The organism is Actinosynnema sp. NPDC050801, from assembly GCF_040673975.1.
In the GTDB taxonomy this organism is placed as follows: domain Bacteria; phylum Actinomycetota; class Actinomycetes; order Mycobacteriales; family Pseudonocardiaceae; genus Actinosynnema.
In genome coordinates, this window is sequence record NZ_JBFAQZ010000005.1 from 275515 (window position 1) to 293464 (window position 17950).

Here is a 17950-nt window from a genome sequence, read left to right on the forward strand (position 1 = left end):
CAACCGGACTTCGGTCCGGTTCCACTGTGACGGAGGACTGGACCATGACGACCCTGCTGCACATCTCCGCGTCACCGAGGGGCGAGGCCTCGGAGTCGCGGGCGATCGCCCGCACGTTCCTCGACACCTACCGGGCGCGCCACCCCGAGCACCGGGTGGAGGAGTTCGACCTGTGGGACGGCACGCTGCCCGCCTTCGGCCCGGACGCCGCGGCGGCCAAGATGGCGGTGTTCGCCGGGCAGGAGCCCGTCGGTGCCGCGTGGGAGGCGGTGACCAGGACGTTCGACCGCTTCGCCGCCGCCGACGCGTACCTGTTCAGCGTGCCGATGTGGAACGCGGGCGTGCCGTACGTGCTCAAGCAGTTCATCGACGTGGTGAGCCAGCCCGGCCTGGTGTTCGGGTTCGACCCGGAGCGCGGCTACTCGGGTCTGCTCAAGGGCCGGAAGGCGGCCGTCGTCTACACCAGCGCCGTGTACGGGGACGGGCGCGACCCGGCGTTCGGCACGGACTTCCAGCGGCCGTTCCTCGGCGGCTGGCTGCGCTGGGCCGGCATCACCGACCTCACCGAGGTCGAGTTCCGGCCGGACCTGGTGGCCGCCGACGTCGACCAGCGGCGCAAGCAGGCGCACGAGGACGCGGTGAGCGCGGCCGAGCGCTTCTGAGGTCGCGGCGCGACCCGCGGGTCACGACGGAGCCGCGTGCTCCTCGGGCCGGAGCTTGGCGACCAGCTCGCCCCGGCTGCGCACGTCCACCTTGGCGAACACCGACTTCAGGTGGTCCTGGACGGTGTGCGCGGAGATGGCGAGCCGGGCCGCGATGTCCGAGGTGGACCGCCCGCCGATGACCTCGTGGCACACCTCGCGCTCACGGGCGGTGAGGCCGTAGGCGGCCAGCAGCAGGCCGAGCAGTTCGCCGCCGGACGCCCGCGCGACGGTCACCACCGTCTCCTGGTCGTCCCCCTCGGCGAGCAGCCGATTGGCCCGCAACAGGATCCAGCCGCCGGACGCGTCGCGCACGCGGGCCCGGAACGTGCCCGATCCCGAGGACCGGGCGCCGGCCACCACGGCGCGCAGCATCACCGCGAACCGGCCGGGCGCGACCTCGTCCAGCTCGTCGCGCCAGGTCCGGGCGGCGGCCGTGGCCGCACGCGGCGTGCCGTCCGGACCGACCACGACGATCGCCGGGTCGCCACCGGTCCGGTGGTCGCCGCCGCGGGCCGCGGCCCTCGTCGCGGCGGCCAGCGCCGGTGCGACGGAGGCGATGAACTCCGCCTCGCGGTCGGTGAACCCGCCGCGCCGCACCAGGCCCGCCGCGCCCCAGCACGTGCCGTCCACCCGGAACACCGCGCGCAGCTCGTGGTGCAGGCCGAGGGGCCGCCACACCTCGTTGAACCGGCCGCAGCGGGCGACGTCGCGGCTCGGCGCGTCCGACAGCCGCGCCACCACCCCCGGGCGGCGGGCCAGCTCGGCGAACGTGTGCGGCTCGACGCCGCCGTACTCGCAGGCCGCCAGCAGCGGCTCGTACTCGGCCGGGACGCGGGTCGGTCCGCTGGTCATCGAGCTGATCACGGCGGTGTCCGGGTCCAGCGACGCCCAGCAGGTCAGGTCGGTGGGCACGACCCGCTCGACCACGTCGATCGCGGCGCGGTGCAGCTCGGCGACACCGAGGCCCGCCGTCGCGAGCGCCGCGACCTCACGCCGCGCGCCGATCGCCCGACCTTCCCACACGTCCGGAGTATGCGCCTGCCCGCGCCGCGCCTCCATCCCACATTTCCGGGATGGGCGGGTCGCGGCACGCGCTCCTACCGTCGGTCCATGAAGACGCACCTGAGCACCGCGGGCGAGGGCTTCGAGCTGACCTCGCCGGACGCGAAGATCACCGTCAAGGTCGACGCCGCGCACACCGACGGCGCCTACGAGCTGTTCGAGGTGGACGCGCCGCGCGGACCCACCGTGCCGCCGCACGGCACGCCGTGGGCCAAGGCGTTCTACGTGCTGCACGGTCGGATGGCCGTGCTGGTCGACGGCGAGGTCTACGACGTGGGGCCGGGTGCGTCGATCACCATCCCGCCCGGCGCGCCGCACACGTTCACCGTGCACTCGCCGTCGGTGCGGTTCCTGGCGATCAGCCTCACCGACGCGATGGGTCGGTTCTTCCGCGACGTCGACCGGGCCGTGCCCGTCGGCACGCCGTCGGCCGACGTGGCGCCGCTGCTCCACGAGGTGGTCGGGCGGCACGGGATCACGATGGGGGAGTGGTCGTCGTGAACGCCGTCGCGCAGGTGGCCGCGGCCGTGGCCGTCCTGGTCCACCTCACCGCGTTCGTGTGGGAGACGCTGCTGTTCCGCCGCCCGGGCGTGCACTGGGGCGTGTTCAAGGTGCCGACCGAGGACGTGCGACCGGTCCGGCTGTGGTCGTTCAACGTGGGCCTCTACAACCTGTTCCTCGGCTCCGGCACGGCCATCGGCCTGGTCGCGCTGAACACCGGCGCCGAGGCGGTCGGCCGCGCCCTGGTGTTCTACACGTGCGGCTTCATGGTGCTGGCCGGCATCGGGCTCGCCGTGTCCGACCGGCTCGCGATGAGCCGCCCCAAGGGCACCGGGATGGGTGGCGCGATAGCCCAGACCACGCCGGCGCTCGTGGCGATCATCGCGCTGGCCCTGGCCTGACCACCGCTCGGGACCGCCACGGCACCGGGTTCTCCGGGTCGGCGCACGGCCGGTCGCCCGCGTTGCGGATGTCGTCCTGGCCGACCTCGGCGGCAGGGAGCCCGCGGCCGCCGAGTCGCCGGGCACCTGCCGTTCACCGGGGCCGACCGGACGACCGGGCGACCCGGTGTGTCGGTTAGCCTTACCTAAACTTCGGGGAGGTGCGGGTGTCGCGCGAAGCGGTGCGGGGGGTCGGCTTGCTCCTGTCGATCGGTGTGCTGGGCCTGATCGTGCTGCTCAGCCTCTGGATCGGCACCAAGAGCATCCCGTTCACCGACACCTTCGCCCTCCTGTTCGCCGACGACGGGTCCGGTGACGCCGCCATCGTGCGCGCCGTCCGGGTGCCCCGAGCCGTCCTCGGCCTGCTCGTCGGCGCGGCGCTCGGCCTGGCCGGCGCGGTGATGCAGGCGTTGACCCGCAACCCGCTCGCCGACCCCGGCCTGCTCGGCGTCAACATGGGCGCGGCGGCGGCGATCGTGTCGGCCATCGCGTTCTTCGGCATCACCAGCCCGACCGGCTACATCTGGTTCGCGCTGGCCGGGGCGGCGGGCACGGCGACCGTCGTCTACGTCCTCGGCGCGGCGGGCCGGGGCGCGGCCACCCCCGACCGGCTCGTGCTCAGCGGCGCGGCGCTGACCGCCGTGCTCTACGCCTACGTCTCGGCGATCCTGCTGCTGTTCACGCACACGTTCGACGCGTTCCGGTTCTGGAACGTCGGCTCGCTGGCCGGTCGCGACTTCGAGCTCATCGGCCAGGTCTCGCCGTTCGTGCTGCCCGGCATCCTCATCGCGTTCCTGCTCGCCCGCAACCTCAACGTGCTGGCGCTGGGCGACCACACCGGCAAGGCGCTGGGCGCGAACGTCAACCGCACCCGTGCGTTCGGGGTCCTCTCCGTCACGCTCATGGCGGGCGCCGCGACCGCCGCCGCCGGGCCGATCGCGTTCGTCGGCCTGACCGTGCCGCACGTGGCCCGCATGATCGGCGGCAGCGACCAGCGCTGGGTGCTGGCGTACTCCGCGGTGCTCTCGCCGATCCTGCTGCTCGGCTCGGACGTGGTCGGCCGGGTGGTCATCGCACCGCAGGAGATGGAGGTCGGCATCATCACCGCGTTCATCGGCGCGCCCGTGTTCATCGCGCTGTGCCGGCGGCGGAAGCTGGCCACGCTGTGAGGACCATCCGCACCCCCGCAGTCTCGCTGCGGGTCAGCGAACGCGCCCTGCTCGTGAGCACGGCCATCGTCGCGCTGACCGCGGTCGCCGCCGTCGCCACCATGGTCACCGGCGACTTCCCGCTCACCGTCGGCGAGGTGCTGACCACGTTCGCCGGGCAGGGGGACGGCTACGCCGACTTCGTCATCTTCACGCTGCGCCTGCCGCGCCTGATCACCGGCCTGCTGGTCGGCGCCGCGCTCGCGCTCAGCGGCGCGATCCTGCAGAGCCTGTCCCGCAACCCGCTGGCCAGCCCCGACATCATCGGCTTCACCCAGGGCGCGGCCACCGGCGCGATCGCGGTCCTGGTGCTGGCGCAGGGCAGCATGGCGGCCACCGCGCTGGGCGCGACCGTCGCGGGCCTGCTCACGTCCGCCGCCGTCTACCTGTTGGCGCTCAAGCAGGGCGTGCAGGGCTTCCGGTTGGTGCTCATCGGCATCGGCGTGAGCGCCATGATGCTCGCGGTCAACTCCTACCTGCTCACCCGGGCCACGCTGGAGAGCGCGTTGGCCGCGCAGGCGTGGCTGGTCGGCGGCCTGAACAACCGGGGCTGGGACCAGGCCCAGGTGGTCGCCGCGGTGCTGGCCGTGCTGCTGCCGTGCGCCCTGGTGCTCGGCCGCCGGTTGGCGTTGCTGGAGATGGGCGACAGCGCCGCGACCGGCCTGGGCGTGCCCGCCGAGCGCACCCGGCTCGCGCTGCTCGCGGTGAGCGTCGGCCTGGCCGCCGTCGCCACGGCCGCCGCCGGGCCGATCAGTTTCGTCGCCCTGGCCGCGCCGCAAGTAGCCCGACGGCTCACCGGCGCGTCCGGGCCCGGCCTGGCCGCGTCGGCGCTCATGGGCGGCCTGCTGCTGGTCGTCGGCGACTTCGCGGTGCAACGGCTGTTCCCGACGACCCAGTTGCCGGTCGGCATCGCGACCGGCGCGATCGGCGGGCTCTACCTGGTGTGGCTGCTGGCGCACGAGTGGCGGAAGGGGAGCACGACATGACGAGGCTGCGGGGTTCGGGGCTGACGCTGTCCTACGACGAGCGCGTGGTCGTGTCCGGGTTGGACGTCGAGATCCCGGACGGCTCGTTCACCGTCATCGTGGGCCCCAACGCCTGCGGCAAGTCCACCGTGCTCAAGGCGTTGGCGCGGATGCTCAAGCCGCGCACCGGCGCCGTGTACCTGGACGGCGAGGCGATCTCGACCTACCGCTCCAAGGAGGTCGCGCGCCGCCTCGGCCTGCTGCCGCAGTCATCCATCGCGCCCGGTGGGATCACGGTCGGTGAGCTCGTCGCCCGGGGTCGGTACCCGCACCAGCGGCTGCTGCGGCAGTGGTCGGTCGAGGACGAGGCGGTGACCGGGGAGGCGATGAGGCTGACCGGCGTGCACGACCTGGCCGACCGGCTGGTCGACGAACTGTCCGGCGGGCAGCGGCAACGCGTGTGGCTGGCCATGGTGCTCGCGCAGCAGACGTCGATCCTGCTGCTGGACGAGCCGACCACGTTCCTCGACATCGCGCACCAGGTCGAGGTGCTGGACCTGTGCGCCGACCTGCACGAGGACGGCAACCACACCCTCGTGGCCGTGCTGCACGACCTGAACCAGGCGTGCCGCTACGCCACCCACCTGATCGCCATGAAGCCGGGCGAGGGCGTGGTGGCCCAGGGCCGGCCGTCCGACATCGTGACCGCGGAGCTGGTCGAGGACGTCTTCGGCCTGCCGTGCCGGGTGATCGCGGACCCGGAGACCGAGACACCGCTGGTCGTGCCCTTGCGCAGGCAGCGCGTCACCCAGCCGTCCAACGCCTGACGACCACTTGAGCGGACGACCCGGAGCACCCGCGCGAGGTCACACCTGCCACCGGGCGCGGCCCGGGGGTTCGGCGGTCAGGTCGGTCTCGAACGCGGCGGCGATGGAGTCGACGTCCCAGGACTCCCGGGTCAGGACCGGCTGCTTCACCGCGTACTGCGCGATCACGTGCAGCTTGTCCGGCAGGAAGCGGATCAGCTGGCCCGTCACGTGCCCGGACCGGTCGCTGAGCAGGTACGTCACCAGAGGCGCCATCAGGTCCGGCGTCTGATCGGGTGAGCTGATCTGCCCGGCCCGCGGGTCGAGGTCCATCATCGGCGTCCACGCCAGGGGCGCGACACCGTTGACCCGCACGCCCCGCGCCGCCAGCGACCCCGCCCACGACAGGGTCAACGACGCCACCGCGCCCTTGGACGCCGAGTACGCGGCGGCACCGGCGCGGCCCAGCATCGCGCCCGACACGACGTTCACGATCGAGCCGCCCCGCATGACCTTCGCCGCCGCCGTGCCGCAGTACATCGTCCCCAGCACGTTGACCTCGACCACCGACCGCAGCACGTCCGGCTCGTCGTCCCACGGTTCGGCGAAGTGCGTGACGCCCGCGTTGTTCACCAGGCCGTCGACCCGCCCGAACGACGACGCGCACAACTCCACCAGCGCCGACCCGACCGCGGGATCGGTCACCGACCCGGTGTGCGCCACGGCCTCGCCGCCCGCCTCCACGATCGACGCCACGACCTCCGCCGCACCCGAGACGTCGTTCACCACCACCCGCGCGCCCGACGCCGCCGCGTGCCGCGCGTACGCCTCACCCAACCCGCGACCCGCGCCGGTCACGATCACGGCCTTGCCGTCCAGCACTCCCACGCCCTACCCCCGGTACCCGGCCGCGGCGTCGGCCGCGCGCAACCGGTCGAGGTCCGCCCGCGCCAACCGGGCCGTCACCACCTGCGGCCCGGTGCCCGCCCGCGCCACCGGCCGACCGTCCGGGTGCCACACCCCGCTCCCGCCGCACGACCGCCAACCCGGACCCGCTCCCGCCAGGTTCGCCACCAGCGCGTACATCCGGTGGTCCATCGCACGGGCCGCCGGGTGCACGTCGAGGCGCCGCTCCTGCCCCTCGGTGTACAACGCCGACACCGCGTAGACGTCCACGCCCCGCCGTGCCACCTCCAACGCGTGCTCGGGCGCCGCCGCGTCGTAGCAGACCGCCGGCGCCACCCGCCACCCGTCGACCTCCAGCACGGGGAACGACCCGCCCGGCTCGAACACCTCGCGCTCGGCCCGGCTCAGGTAGTGCTTGCCGACCACCTCGACCGCGCCGTCCGGCGACAACGCCACCGACGCGAGCAACCGCCGCCCGTCCGGCCCCAGCCACGCCCCGCTGACCACCGCCGTCACCCCGTGGGCCCGGCTCGCCTCGCGGACGACGTCCAGGCGCGGGTCGTCCGAGGTCACCCAGCACGTCGGGTCGGCGAAGCGGTCCAGGTCGTAGCCGGTCAACGACAGCAGCGGGAACAGCAGCAGACGGGCGTCCGCCGCGTCGGCGACCGCCCTGGCCGCCCGGCGGGCGTTCTCCGCGACGTCACCGGGCACGGGCGCGTGCTGCGCGACGGCGACCACCAACTCGTCGGATTCCACCCGACCGATCATTCCACGCTAGAACGACCGCCCGGAGCCAAATCCGCCCGCGACCCGGTCCGCCCGCGACCCGATCCACGCCGGAATGTCCGCCGCTGCCGCCATCCTGCGCACGACGGGCGGTTGGGTCGATCGGCGTAGTACCCAAGGGGTGGACCATGCCGGACTTCTTCACTGATGTGCAGGGGCGGGTCAGACCGATCTGCGGCAAGGGCGGTGCGGGCACGCCGTCACGATCGCCGAGCGGATCTTGGAGATGCGCGACGCGGAGGAGTCTTCGCAGTGACACAGGCGAAGTGGAGTTCGTCGACCTGGATGTGGGCATGGAGTATCTGCGGTGTCGTGGGTACACCGGCACCCACCGGGATCCGGCCAATGCGCGAGTCATACCGCAGCACTTCGACTGCCGGGTCTGGATCGGCGCCGGGACCGGTGACGTGGTGGACTACCTCGCCTGGCAGTCCGACGTCACCCGCTGTGGGCTGTCGCCGGTGGTGGGCGGACAGACCTTCGGACCTGCGTACACATTGCGACAGGACCCGGTGAGGAGCGGTGGGCAGCCACGCCCGTCGGTGTGTCAGGCTGCGAGTACCGCGTCGGCCACGATGGGAACCACCTGCCGCAACCGGTCCAGGACCTCCGCGCGTGCGGCCCTGATGTCGGGTTTGTACCCCCAACTGTGGGTGGTGACGAGCAGGTCGTCGCGGGCCATGATCGCCGTGCAGTGCTGCATGCCGGGTAGTCGGTCGTTCGCCGTCTCGCAGTAGGCGTAGAAGTCGTCGAGACCGGAGGGTGCGGGGACGTCCGCGTCGGGGTGCACGGCCCGTTCCGGCATGCCGTCGCGGTGCGCGTACTGCGGGCAATCTCGTGCCCTCGTCCGGATCTCCTCGACCAGATCCCGCGGCTTGACGTCGGACAGCGCGTGCACGTACTGGCTTGCGTCCATGAGCTTTCCGACCCAGATCCGTCCCTCGGTCACCATCCAGCCCTGTTCGACCTGGACCGGCCCGCACAGTCGCAGGACCACGGGGACGCCTCGCTGTTCGGTCATCGGCCGGTCTTCCTGCCACGGGCCGTTGGGTTCGAGGGCGTCCTTGGCTGCGAGCGCGGCCTTCGCCTTGCGCTCCGACGCGTTCCACTTGTCCATCACCGAGGTCGAGGACGGTGCGGGTGACGCTGCTGGGGGAACCTCCTGGGTTGTCGAACATGCCGCCAGCAGGCAAACGGCTGCCGGCACTACGAGCCATCTGGACACACTCAACTCCCGAGGTCAACGGGGGAGGAGCATACGCGAAGGCCGACGTAAATCCGTCCGATCATGCCTATGGTCGGACGCCGCCCAACCTCCGACCCGGCGATCGGGGATGTCGACGTGGATGGCATGACTGAGCAGAGGCTGGTTACATCCAGGCGGCGAACTGCCGCGCCGGACCACTGACACTGAGTGACGCCTACTTGCTGACACCTGCTGACGTTTCCCGGGTCAGCGATATGACGCCTCGCAGTAGAACCAGGCGTTCGGAGGCGCCAGGTGCGCGTCATGCCCACGACTGTATGAAAAAGGGTGGGTGCCGGGTTGTCGGACATCGTGTCTCAAGCACGCATATGTGGACTCGACCCACCTTCAAGAAGAAGGATGCGAGTCACGACCACAAATCAGCAGCGGATACGGCGACCGGTCCAGGTGGGACGCGTCCCACACCAGTCAGCTGGCATCGTCACCGTCGGTATACCCCGATGAGCCGACGAGTGGGCGTCGGGACGGTCCGCTGAGGAAAGAGTCCTGACACCCCAGACGTTTCCGCCTGAGTCGGCGGTGAATCGCGTGATCGCCGAAGCCGGACGGGAAGGCGCTCTGATGGCCCAGGCGTACGATCGCCGCAGCTCAGCAACCCCATGCAGAGTTCTGGTACCCCACAGGGCGCATCACGTCAACTCGGCTGCGGCTTGACATTGAACCTCCTGGGATGTTTTTCGCGTTCGATGGTGCGATGCCCGGAGGAACCTCATGCCGCCGGCCGAGGCGACGTCGAGGTGCCGGGCATGGCGTCGGGCTGACTCACCCATCCGGTGGTGCTGGTTTCTTTGTGTACGACTCGAACCGGTCGGAAGCCGCTCACGTCCGCCGTGCTGTGCCGGACGACCTCTTCGAAGAACCACGACGACACGATGAGCGCGAGCGCTCCCGGCGACCTCCGCAGGGTCGTCTTGAGCGCGGTCGAGTCGAGCAGACGGAACGCCAGGTTGATCGAAGCGGACGTGGCGCCGTGTGCGTCGTAGTGGACCTCACCGGCGTGCAGCGCCATTCGCATCCGGATCCGCTCCGCCGCGGGACGGGCGATGTTGTGCGCGCGCAGGGTCGGAGCCAGCCGTTCGGGCAGTACCTCGACGAAGTGCGCTTTGGGTACGTCCGGCGGCACGAGCAGGAACACCCCGTCCCCGCGGTCCTCACGGTCACAACGCTGCCAGGGGATTCCCGCTTGCTCGAACGCCCGGCGCAACGCCCGGTACATCGCCGCCCGCACGGCGACCTGGTGCCGGTTCGACCGACAGGCCGCGCCGAACCCCTCCACGTCAACCACCATGATCGTCCTGTGCACGGCGAAGTCCATGCTCGCCATCGGTGCCCTCCCTTTGCGCAGCTCCGCTCGACTGGTCCGAGATCCGGCTCGGCTCCACCTCTGCGTCACATCGCGATGTGACCCAGAGGTGCCTTGGTGACCGCCGGTTCCTTGAAGGTCATGATCACCAGTGGGTGGAGCGCGGCCGTTATCCCGCGCCCCACCCACTGCGTCCCGTCGGCCCCCACCCGGTTTGACGCCCCCTAACGCCCCCGGGTCGACGGGAATTCCAGCGAACCACCGGCTCCGCGGCCGGGGCGGCTGGGCGTCAACCGCTCTTGCACAATCCACTAGACCGCTTCCGGGAGGCCCACGGAAGCCGATCGGCCATGGCCGTACAAGTCCATACGAGCCACCGGTCAACCAATACGGGGGCACGGCGGAACCGGTGCCCGGTGGAATACCGACGCGCGGAAGTCGGTTCCCTCAGGCGCAGGTGCCGGGGTTGATCGCGCCGGGCGCGTGCTTGACCCACTCGGATGGGGTTATCGCTGTCCCCGTGGTCGTGCAGATGCGCGGGATCACCCGTTCAGGATCGACGTCCCAGAGGTACACGTCGCCGTTGGCGGTCGCGAGCGTCTGTCCGTCCGGGCTGAAGCGCACCGCCCACGTCTTGTCGCCGGGCCGTTGGAGAACGGCCCACGTCTCTGGTTGCCGCCGCTGGTCGGACAGGGCCCAGATCCACGTCTGGCCGGTGCCGCTGCCGCCTGCCAGCAGCGACCCGTCAGGGCTGAAGTCCAGGTCGTGGATGAAGCCGTCCGGTCCGGTGATGGGCGGATGTGCTTCTCGCGGGGCGGAGGGGGTGGCCAGGTCCAGCAGGCGCACGGTGCCGTCGGCCACTCCGAGGGCGAGGGTGCGGCCGTCGGGGCTGAAGGCGAGCGAGCGGACGTCATCACGGGCCACTGGGGCCTGCTCGCCCAGCGGGACGGGGTGCAGACGGTCGCGGGTGTCCCACAGCTGCAAGAAACCGTTCTGCCCGACGCCCGCGAGCGTTTGCCCGTCGGGGCTGAACCGCACCGCGAAGCCGTACCCGGATGCGGTCTTGAAGCTCGCCAACGCCTTCGGGTTATCCAGGTCGGCAACGTCCCACAAGCGAACCGTGCTGTCGTCACCAGTGCTGGCCAGCAGGTCGCCCTTCGGGCTGAAGGTCAGGTCTTCGATCAACGCGGAGTGGCCGGTGAGGCGCACGGGGTGTGAACGGGGTCGGTGCGGTGTGCCTATGTCCCACAACAGGATCGCGTTGTCGGCTCGCGTGGATGACGCGAGCGTCCGGCCGCCGGGGGCAAGGGCGGCTGTTCCGGTCATGCGTTCGGCGCCCGGTGGTGCGGCCAGCGGATCGCCGATCTCGGCCGGGTGCTCCCGTTCCGCCACGTCCCACAACCGCAGATCCTTGCCCGCGTCGACCAGCAGCGGCAGGTCGGGGTGGAAGGCCAGGCTGGTGATGGAGCGCTGTGAGGTCGGCAGGACCGGGCCGGGGACCGTCCACCGGCGTGCCACGCCGTCGGCGCTGTTGGTGTAGAGGAAGCGGTCGGCCTGCCGGAACGCCACAGCGGTGACGGGTTCGGCGTGGGGGAGCTCCAACCGCACTTCCCGCCGGTCGAGGTCCCACACCTGGACGGTGCCACCCGCGTTCGCGGCGGCGAGCAGCCGCCCGTCCGAGCTGAACGTGATCGCGTTGATCCAGTCGATCGCTCCGCGCAGCTCCGCGGCCAGCGCCGGTAGAGCCGGGTCGGCAAGGCTCCACGTTCGGATCGTGCCGTCGTTGCTGCCGGCCGCGAAGGTCGTGCCGTCGGAGCTGAACGCGACGGCGTTGACCCGGCTGGTGAACGCCAGTGGCGCACCGAGCTGTCGCTGCCGTCCGGGTGTGATGTCCCAGACGTGCACTGCCCGACCCGCGTCCGCCAGAACCAGCAGGGCGCCGTCGGGGCTGAACGCGAACGACTGCACGGCCCCAGTCGGTCCGGTGAGCACGGGACTGGCAGGAGACGGGTGCTCCCGGTCCCGCACGTCCCACAAGCGGAAGGTCTTCTTGGCCTCCCCGACCGCCAGCAGCGAGCCGTCCGGGCTGAACTCGACCGCGAGGACTTCGCCCTCCGGTCCGGTGATCGGCTCGCCCAGCGCGCGCGGGTGCGCCGGATCGCTCACGTCCCACAACCGCACGGTCTTGTCGGCCGATCCGGTCGCCGCGGTCCTGCCATCCGGGGAGAAGGCGACGGCCCAGATCGGCCTGCCGTGCCCGCTCGGCACGGGCTCACCGACGCGGACCGGGTTGCCGGAGCCGCGAACGTCCCACAAGACCAAATTCGTGTCGTCCTCCGCCGCGCCCGCGGCCAGAAGCAGCTCACCGGCCGGGTCGACCGCGACCGCCTGGAGGTTGCCGCCCAGTCGGGGCATGCGCGCGGCAATCGGGCCGGTGGACGTGGCGAGCACGCTCGATCGCGCTTCGACGGTCGGTGACACCCGGTAGGCCGCCACCGCCAACTGCGCGGCCAAGGCCGGGTCGGTGCCGCGCAAGCGGTCGGCCGTGCCCGCGATCTGACGGGAGAGCGCCGAGTTGCGCTCGCGTTCGGCAACACCGCGCTGCTGGACCGAGTAAGTGGTCGCGGCGCCGGACAACACCAGCAACGCGGCCAAAGCGGCCGTCAGCCAGCGCAACCTGCGCGTCCGGCGGCGCTCGTGGAGGCGTTCCGCCCGGCTCGCCTCGACGCTGTCGTCGAAGAACTGCCGCTCCAGGCGGTTGAGGTCGTCACGGTGGCCCTGCTTGCCCACCCAGTCGACCGCCGCGTCGAGCCGGACACCGCGGTACAGCGCCCCGGGGTCGAACCCCGCGTCGCGCCAGTTGCGGGCGGCCTCGGTCAACTGGCGGTGCAGGCGGTGGCCGGCACGGTCGCCGTCGATCCAGTCGCGCAACCGCGGCCACGCCGACAACAGCGCCTCATGGCTGATCTCGACGTGGTCGACGTCGGCCGTGAGCAACCTCTGATCGACGAAGCGACCCAGAACAGCACGGACCCGCCCGTGATCCACGTCGTCCTGACGACCGGTCAGTTCCTCCAGCAGGACGCGGCGACGGGTGTCGGGGGTCGCCTCGTCACCGACGTGCACCAGGCGCAGGAACAGCTGCCGCACCAAGGCGCGATCACGCTCGGTCAGGCCGGTGTAGGCGGCCTCGGCCGTGTGGGCGATCGCGCCGTGGATGCCCCCGGTCTCCGCGTAGTCGGCGATGGTCATGTTCCGACGCCCGCCCTGCTCCCACGTCGCCAGCAGGGCGTGGGACAGCAGCGGCAGCACACCGGTGTGTCCGGTGCCGGGTGCGGCGTCAGCCGGTGTGAGGTCCCGCAGCAGCACGTGGGCCAAACCGTTCTCGAGTTCCATGCCGGCCACCCGTGCCGGTTCGGTGATGGCCTGCCGCAATTCCTCGTCGGTCATCGGTCCGACGGTGATCTGGTTGTCCTGCAGGGCCTCCGCCAAGAGCGGCCACCCGAGCGCGTCCGAGTAGAAGTCGGCGCGCAGCCCGATCACCACCCGCACGCCGGGGTCGGCGGCCACCGTACTCAGTGCCGCCAGGAAAGCACCGCGCTCACCGGCATCGTCGCAGTCGGTGAAGATCTCCTCGAACTGGTCGACGACGATGAGCACGTCACCGGCCGCGCGCTGCCGGATCTGCGGTGCGATGTGCGCGGGCCGGGTCCGCAGATCCGCCTCGATCGCGTCGGCAGCCAGGTCGCACATCGGCGCGAGTTCCGCCGACAGCGTGCTCAAGGGGGCCCGGCCCGGTGCCAGCAGCACGTTCCGCCACGGTGACGTGTCGGCGTTCCCGCTCAACGTGGCCACCAGTCCGGCACGCAGCACCGAGGACTTCCCCGATCCCGACGGTCCGACCACGACCACCGGTTGCCCCGGGCTGCCCTGGACCCGCTCGACCAGCAACCCGGTCAGGCGGGACCGCCCGAAGAACCACTCGGCGTGCTCCGCCTGGAACGGCTCCAGACCGCGGTACGGGGTGGCTCCCTCGACGTGCTGCCCCAACGGTCGACGCAGCCGAAGCCAGCACTCGACCCACTGCCGCACGTCGGCGTCGGACTTCACGTCGCACTCGGCCAGCAGGCGCTGGAACATCGCCCTCTGCGACAGCGTGGGCAGGTGTCGCCCGGTGCACCACCCGCCGACCGTCCCCGACGGCACCTCCGCCCGCCGCGCGAGATCCCGCACCGTCAGGCCGGACGCCTCGCGCAATGCGGTCAACACGCGCCCGAAGTCCTTCTTCGTGTGAACGGTCGCGAGTGCCGCGCCACCGTTCTGCCCCATCCGGTCCTCCCGCAGCGCGAAGTGGTTCCGCATTTCGGCGGATTGTCCCGGCTATGCACCGCACATCGCGATGGGAGGAATGGCGGTCGAGCCGGATGGAATGCCAACCGAGGTGTAATCGAATCTTGCTTCACCCGAAACTACCAGGATGCCGGTCCGGCACCACGGTGCAGCACGCGAGATCACTCGTTCGGCGCTGCACTGCCCAGTACGGGCTTGTACGGAACCGGCGTACCCGATGGGAACGTTCCACTGGTGGTGGTGCAATGGATTGACCGACATGGCGGGTCCCGGCGCGGCACACCCACCGCGGGGTCGCCCGGATGAATGTCCCGATCCGACATCGCGGGAAGGCAATCATGGCGGATTCCGGCGGGTTCGAGGTGGAATCGGACTCCCTCTACGAACGGCGAACCTGCTCCTGAAGATCAGCGGAGAACTGCGGGCGGGGCGCATGGACCACGACTACGGCACCAGGCGCGCGAGCCGTACGCCCACCAGGACTTGGGGTCGAGGTCGACCGGTTCGCGCGCTTCGCTGACAACCAGTACGGAGCCCTCACACTCCTCGCAGTGAGGCGGCCAAGGATGCCGAGTTACTCGTGTTGCAGCACAAGAATGTGGTCCTTCGTCGGCAACTGGCGTGCAATTCCGTTAGGAGCCCGCGGACCGGTTACGGTTCGCCGCCCTGTTCGGGCTGGTGGATCGTCGCCGATGGCGGGAGGTCTTCCCGGTCACGCCGGGCACCCTGGTCGCCTGGCACCGCAAACTTGCGGCCCGCGCAAGTGGAACTACAACGCGGCGATGCGTCGCACTCCCACCGACCCTGCCGGCGATCAAGAGGCTCGTACTGCGGCTCGTCAGAGAGAGCTCGCAGTCGGGTCACCGCCGGATCCAAGGCGAACCGACCCGACTCGGCCACCACATCGCCCACTCGACGATCCGGCAGAACCTTGCGACGCCTCGTCAACGAGTACAGACAAGCCGCCTGGCCGGCAGCGACGACCTTTCGAGCGGGCACACGGTCCAACCCTGTATTGACTTGAGCGGACTTCGCCGATACCTCTTCTCGCGCCCCTCCAGGTGCGGTGAGGTGATGACGGGAAGGGAACCGGCACGACCGACAGCCCGTCCGATAGACATGGTCACCGGGGCATTAGAATCCACTTGAGGGGGAATTCGTGTCTGGATTTGTCGTCGACCTGGAATCGCTTCGCGTCAACTCCAATCTGCTGGCCGAGGTCGCGGGACTGCTGTACCGCGGCTGTCTCCGCCGCGAGGTGGGCACCCTGGCCCGACGACCCTACGTGACCGCCGAGGTCAGCGAGGCGTCGGACGAGTTCACGAGGTTCGCCGACGAACAGTACCGCGACCTCGTGGTACTGGTGATGGCGCTGGCGACCAAATTGAAGGAGACCGGGCAGGACTACCTGGGCGTCGACGGATCGGTTCAGGGCAAATTGGACAGAATTTTGACCGACGGCTCCTACGTGGCACCCAAGGACCGGTGAGCGATCATGACCACCTATTACGACGACGTAGATTACATCGAGGATCTGGACCCCGACTCGGTCGAACGCAACTCCGGCGAGTTCCAGCGTTTGAACGGATTGCTCGGGTCCGTTGTGCTGGACGTGACGCGCGCCAGGAAGAACGTCGTGTGGGAAAGCGAGAGCGGAGGAAAGTACGACTCCCGGATGAGCGAGGCGGAACAGCTGGTCGACGGTCTCGGCCGAGGTTTCGCCCGCGCCGGTGCCGCGCTGCTGGACTACGCCGCCGACGTCCAGGACGCCAAGCGGGTGATGGGCGAGGGCGTCGAGGCCAGGAACCGGCTGAAGGCCCTGATCGCCTCCAGCAAGCTGGCTTTCATGGTCAACTGGGGCATCGATCCGATGCGGGTGTGGGAGTACGTCAGAAGCTTGAACGTCGTGCTGTGCAAGATGGCGGGCATCCCTCATGGCGACGTCCAGTACGGGAACCGCTTGTACCACCAAGCCGACACGGCCTTCCACGATGCGCTGACGACGGAGAAGGAAGCGAGTCGGTTCTGCGCCGACGCTCTCCGGGGCGCCCGTGCCGCCGTACCGGACTTTCGGGGAGGAAACTTCGCACACGCACTGTGGTCGATCAAGTCTATTCCCGCGTTCGCCACCGCGGTGAGGAACGCGGCCGACCATCCGTATACACAGGTGCCTGACGAGCGCCCACGGCAGTACACCGACGGGCCGATCTCGGACCGGTACGCCGAACTGTGGAGGCTGCGGAACGCTTTGGACGTCGAATTGCTGCACCCAGGTGCCGACGAGCACGAATGGGTGAAGAACAACAAGCAGCTCTTCGATGCCGCCGCCGTGGAGAGCGGTATTCCGCCGGAACTTCTCGCTGCGATCATGTACAGAGAGGGGGAGGACTGGCACGACATCCCCAGGGCTTTACTCGGCGAGGATGGGGCGACGGTCGGTGAGAACCAGATCCAAGTTCGCAACGCCGCCGCGGTGCTCGGCTACGATCCCGCCAATCTCACGCCCGACCAGCGGGATGTGGTCGTCGGTGCGCTCACGGACCCGGTGATGAACGTGCTCATCGCCGCCGAGTTCCTGGAGAAGATCAAGGCCGAGTCGGACCTCGCCGACGTGCCGACCGACCAGTTGACCGTCGAGGACTGCAGAGACCTGGCAGCCCGGTACAACTGCGGCGATGATTGGACAACCGACAAAGCAAAAAAATATGCCGATGACGTCGAGCTGCACATGAAAGAGGCGAAGGTCGACTTGGGCTAGTGCTGCGTCACGCAACCTTGGCTGGGTAATCAGTCCAGGTGCGGATGGGTGAGTCGGTGGCGAAGCCGGTCTTGGGCGGGTTCAGGCGTTGCACTGGCGGATGTAGGCCGCGATGGCGGCGTTCTGCCCGGTGTGGGTGCGGTGGTCGGTGCCGATGAGGGTGAAGTAGCGCAGGGCGGTGAACTCGGCCTCGATCCAGTTCAGCCAGCTGGAGTAGGTCGGCAGGAAGACCAGCTCGACGTTGTTGCCGGTTCGACGCGCCCGCAAGATCGGGGATGACCGACTGATGTGCACAACTGGACGGCGATCGAGAGCACGGGTCTCCGTCGTCCCGGCGGTCGCCGAGGGGGCGTCACATTGAGACGAAGCGCCGAGGCGCTGCTTTCGGATGGCGATCTCGTCTCGGAGTCTTGATCGGAGCTCAGGAGTCTTGCGGAGTTCGAGCATACGCCTGGTCGTTAGGCACGTCAGTGCCATCGTCATGTCACGCCAACTCTTGGTGGTCGTCGGTGTTGGGGACTTCCGCCAGCTCTTTCAGGCACATCTGGCCGTATTCGGTCACTTTCCAGGTGTGCGGACTGCTGAGGAAAGGCGTGAGGCCGGCGTTACTGGTGATCAGTCCCTGTGATTCGAGACGGGGTAGGGCGGCATCGAGCACTACCCCGACTTCGGGTAGTTCGCTGATCAAGCTGGCACCGCTCTTGGGGTTGTCCTTGACCCATTTTCGTTCGACGTCGGTCGCCATGTGCAGAAGGACCTTCAAGTCGACGGCGTCGAGGGCCGCCAGGCTGGTGAAGATCCTTTGGGTTGCATCGACCCGCGCGATATCCTCATGCCGTCATCGGGTCGATGTGGTTCAGCATGGCTAACGCCTTTATGAACTCGGTTACGACG

16 protein-coding genes are annotated in these 17950 nt (G+C 70.0%); 8 read left to right on the forward strand and 8 right to left on the reverse strand.

The genetic code is table 11. The features are described from left to right. Nucleotides 1-44 precede the first annotated feature (44 nt). Nucleotides 45-662 (forward strand): NAD(P)H-dependent oxidoreductase, encoded by a 618-nt coding sequence (locus AB0K14_RS13985; protein WP_360450503.1) that lies wholly within the window; start codon nt 45-47, stop codon nt 660-662. Nucleotides 663-683: 21 nt separating this feature from the next. Here the strand turns inward: AB0K14_RS13985 and AB0K14_RS13990 are convergent, their stop codons facing one another. Continuing rightward, nucleotides 684-1727, reverse strand: a complete 1044-nt coding sequence (locus AB0K14_RS13990; protein WP_360450506.1) for a LuxR C-terminal-related transcriptional regulator — start codon at nt 1725-1727, stop codon at nt 684-686. Between the two features lie 87 nt (nt 1728-1814). On the opposite strand from AB0K14_RS13990, the gene AB0K14_RS13995 reads away from it, so the two are divergent. From AB0K14_RS13995 to AB0K14_RS14015, 5 genes are all read left to right on the forward strand, one after another. Beyond that, entirely contained in the window at nt 1815-2267 is a 453-nt protein-coding gene (locus AB0K14_RS13995) for a cupin domain-containing protein (protein WP_360450509.1), read from the forward strand. After that, entirely contained in the window at nt 2255-2668 is a 414-nt protein-coding gene (locus tag AB0K14_RS14000) for a DUF1304 domain-containing protein (RefSeq protein ID WP_360450511.1), read from the forward strand. The genes AB0K14_RS13995 and AB0K14_RS14000 overlap by 13 nt, the downstream gene beginning before the upstream one ends. Before the next feature lie 206 nt (nt 2669-2874). Further along, a complete protein-coding gene (locus AB0K14_RS14005; RefSeq protein ID WP_360450514.1) occupies nt 2875-3876 on the forward strand; it encodes an iron chelate uptake ABC transporter family permease subunit in 1002 nt (333 codons plus the stop codon). After that, nucleotides 3873-4901, forward strand: coding sequence for an iron chelate uptake ABC transporter family permease subunit (locus AB0K14_RS14010; RefSeq protein WP_360450518.1), 1029 nt, complete (start codon nt 3873-3875; stop codon nt 4899-4901). Before AB0K14_RS14005 ends, AB0K14_RS14010 begins: the two co-directional genes overlap by 4 nt. Further along, a complete protein-coding gene (locus AB0K14_RS14015; protein ID WP_360450521.1) occupies nt 4898-5707 on the forward strand; it encodes an ABC transporter ATP-binding protein in 810 nt (269 codons plus the stop codon). Before AB0K14_RS14010 ends, AB0K14_RS14015 begins: the two co-directional genes overlap by 4 nt. Before the next feature lie 39 nt (nt 5708-5746). Here AB0K14_RS14015 and AB0K14_RS14020 read toward each other — a convergent pair whose 3' ends face one another. The 5 genes from AB0K14_RS14020 to AB0K14_RS14040 all read right to left on the reverse strand — a co-directional run bounded on the left by AB0K14_RS14020 (nt 5747) and on the right by AB0K14_RS14040 (nt 14310). Beyond that, nucleotides 5747-6574 (reverse strand): SDR family oxidoreductase, encoded by an 828-nt coding sequence (locus AB0K14_RS14020; RefSeq protein ID WP_360450523.1) that lies wholly within the window; start codon nt 6572-6574, stop codon nt 5747-5749. A gap of 3 nt (nt 6575-6577) precedes the next feature. After that, a complete protein-coding gene (locus AB0K14_RS14025; protein ID WP_360450526.1) occupies nt 6578-7348 on the reverse strand; it encodes a carbon-nitrogen hydrolase family protein in 771 nt (256 codons plus the stop codon). A 577-nt stretch (nt 7349-7925) separates the two neighbouring features. Further along, the gene (locus tag AB0K14_RS14030; protein ID WP_360450528.1) at nt 7926-8495 is read right to left on the reverse strand and encodes a hypothetical protein; all 570 of its coding nucleotides are present in this window, start codon (nt 8493-8495) and stop codon (nt 7926-7928) included. An 859-nt stretch (nt 8496-9354) separates the two neighbouring features. Next, nucleotides 9355-9969 carry a hypothetical protein gene (locus AB0K14_RS14035; RefSeq protein WP_360450530.1) on the reverse strand — a complete coding sequence of 205 codons (615 nt, stop codon included), beginning with the start codon at nt 9967-9969 and terminating at the stop codon, nt 9355-9357. A 426-nt stretch (nt 9970-10395) separates the two neighbouring features. After that, nucleotides 10396-14310, reverse strand: a complete 3915-nt coding sequence (locus AB0K14_RS14040; protein WP_360450532.1) for a helix-turn-helix domain-containing protein — start codon at nt 14308-14310, stop codon at nt 10396-10398. A 1147-nt stretch (nt 14311-15457) separates the two neighbouring features. On the opposite strand from AB0K14_RS14040, the gene AB0K14_RS14045 reads away from it, so the two are divergent. Then, entirely contained in the window at nt 15458-15787 is a 330-nt protein-coding gene (locus AB0K14_RS14045; RefSeq protein WP_360450534.1) for a hypothetical protein, read from the forward strand. 6 nt (nt 15788-15793) lie between these two features. After that, nucleotides 15794-17056, forward strand: a complete 1263-nt coding sequence (locus AB0K14_RS14050; RefSeq protein ID WP_360450537.1) for a hypothetical protein — start codon at nt 15794-15796, stop codon at nt 17054-17056. An 81-nt stretch (nt 17057-17137) separates the two neighbouring features. Here the strand turns inward: AB0K14_RS14050 and AB0K14_RS14055 are convergent, their stop codons facing one another. Then, nucleotides 17138-17323 (reverse strand): hypothetical protein, encoded by a 186-nt coding sequence (locus AB0K14_RS14055; RefSeq protein ID WP_360450540.1) that lies wholly within the window; start codon nt 17321-17323, stop codon nt 17138-17140. A gap of 217 nt (nt 17324-17540) precedes the next feature. Then, nucleotides 17541-17801 carry a hypothetical protein gene (locus AB0K14_RS14060; RefSeq protein ID WP_360450542.1) on the reverse strand — a complete coding sequence of 87 codons (261 nt, stop codon included), beginning with the start codon at nt 17799-17801 and terminating at the stop codon, nt 17541-17543. Between the last annotated feature and the right edge of the window lie 149 nt (nt 17802-17950).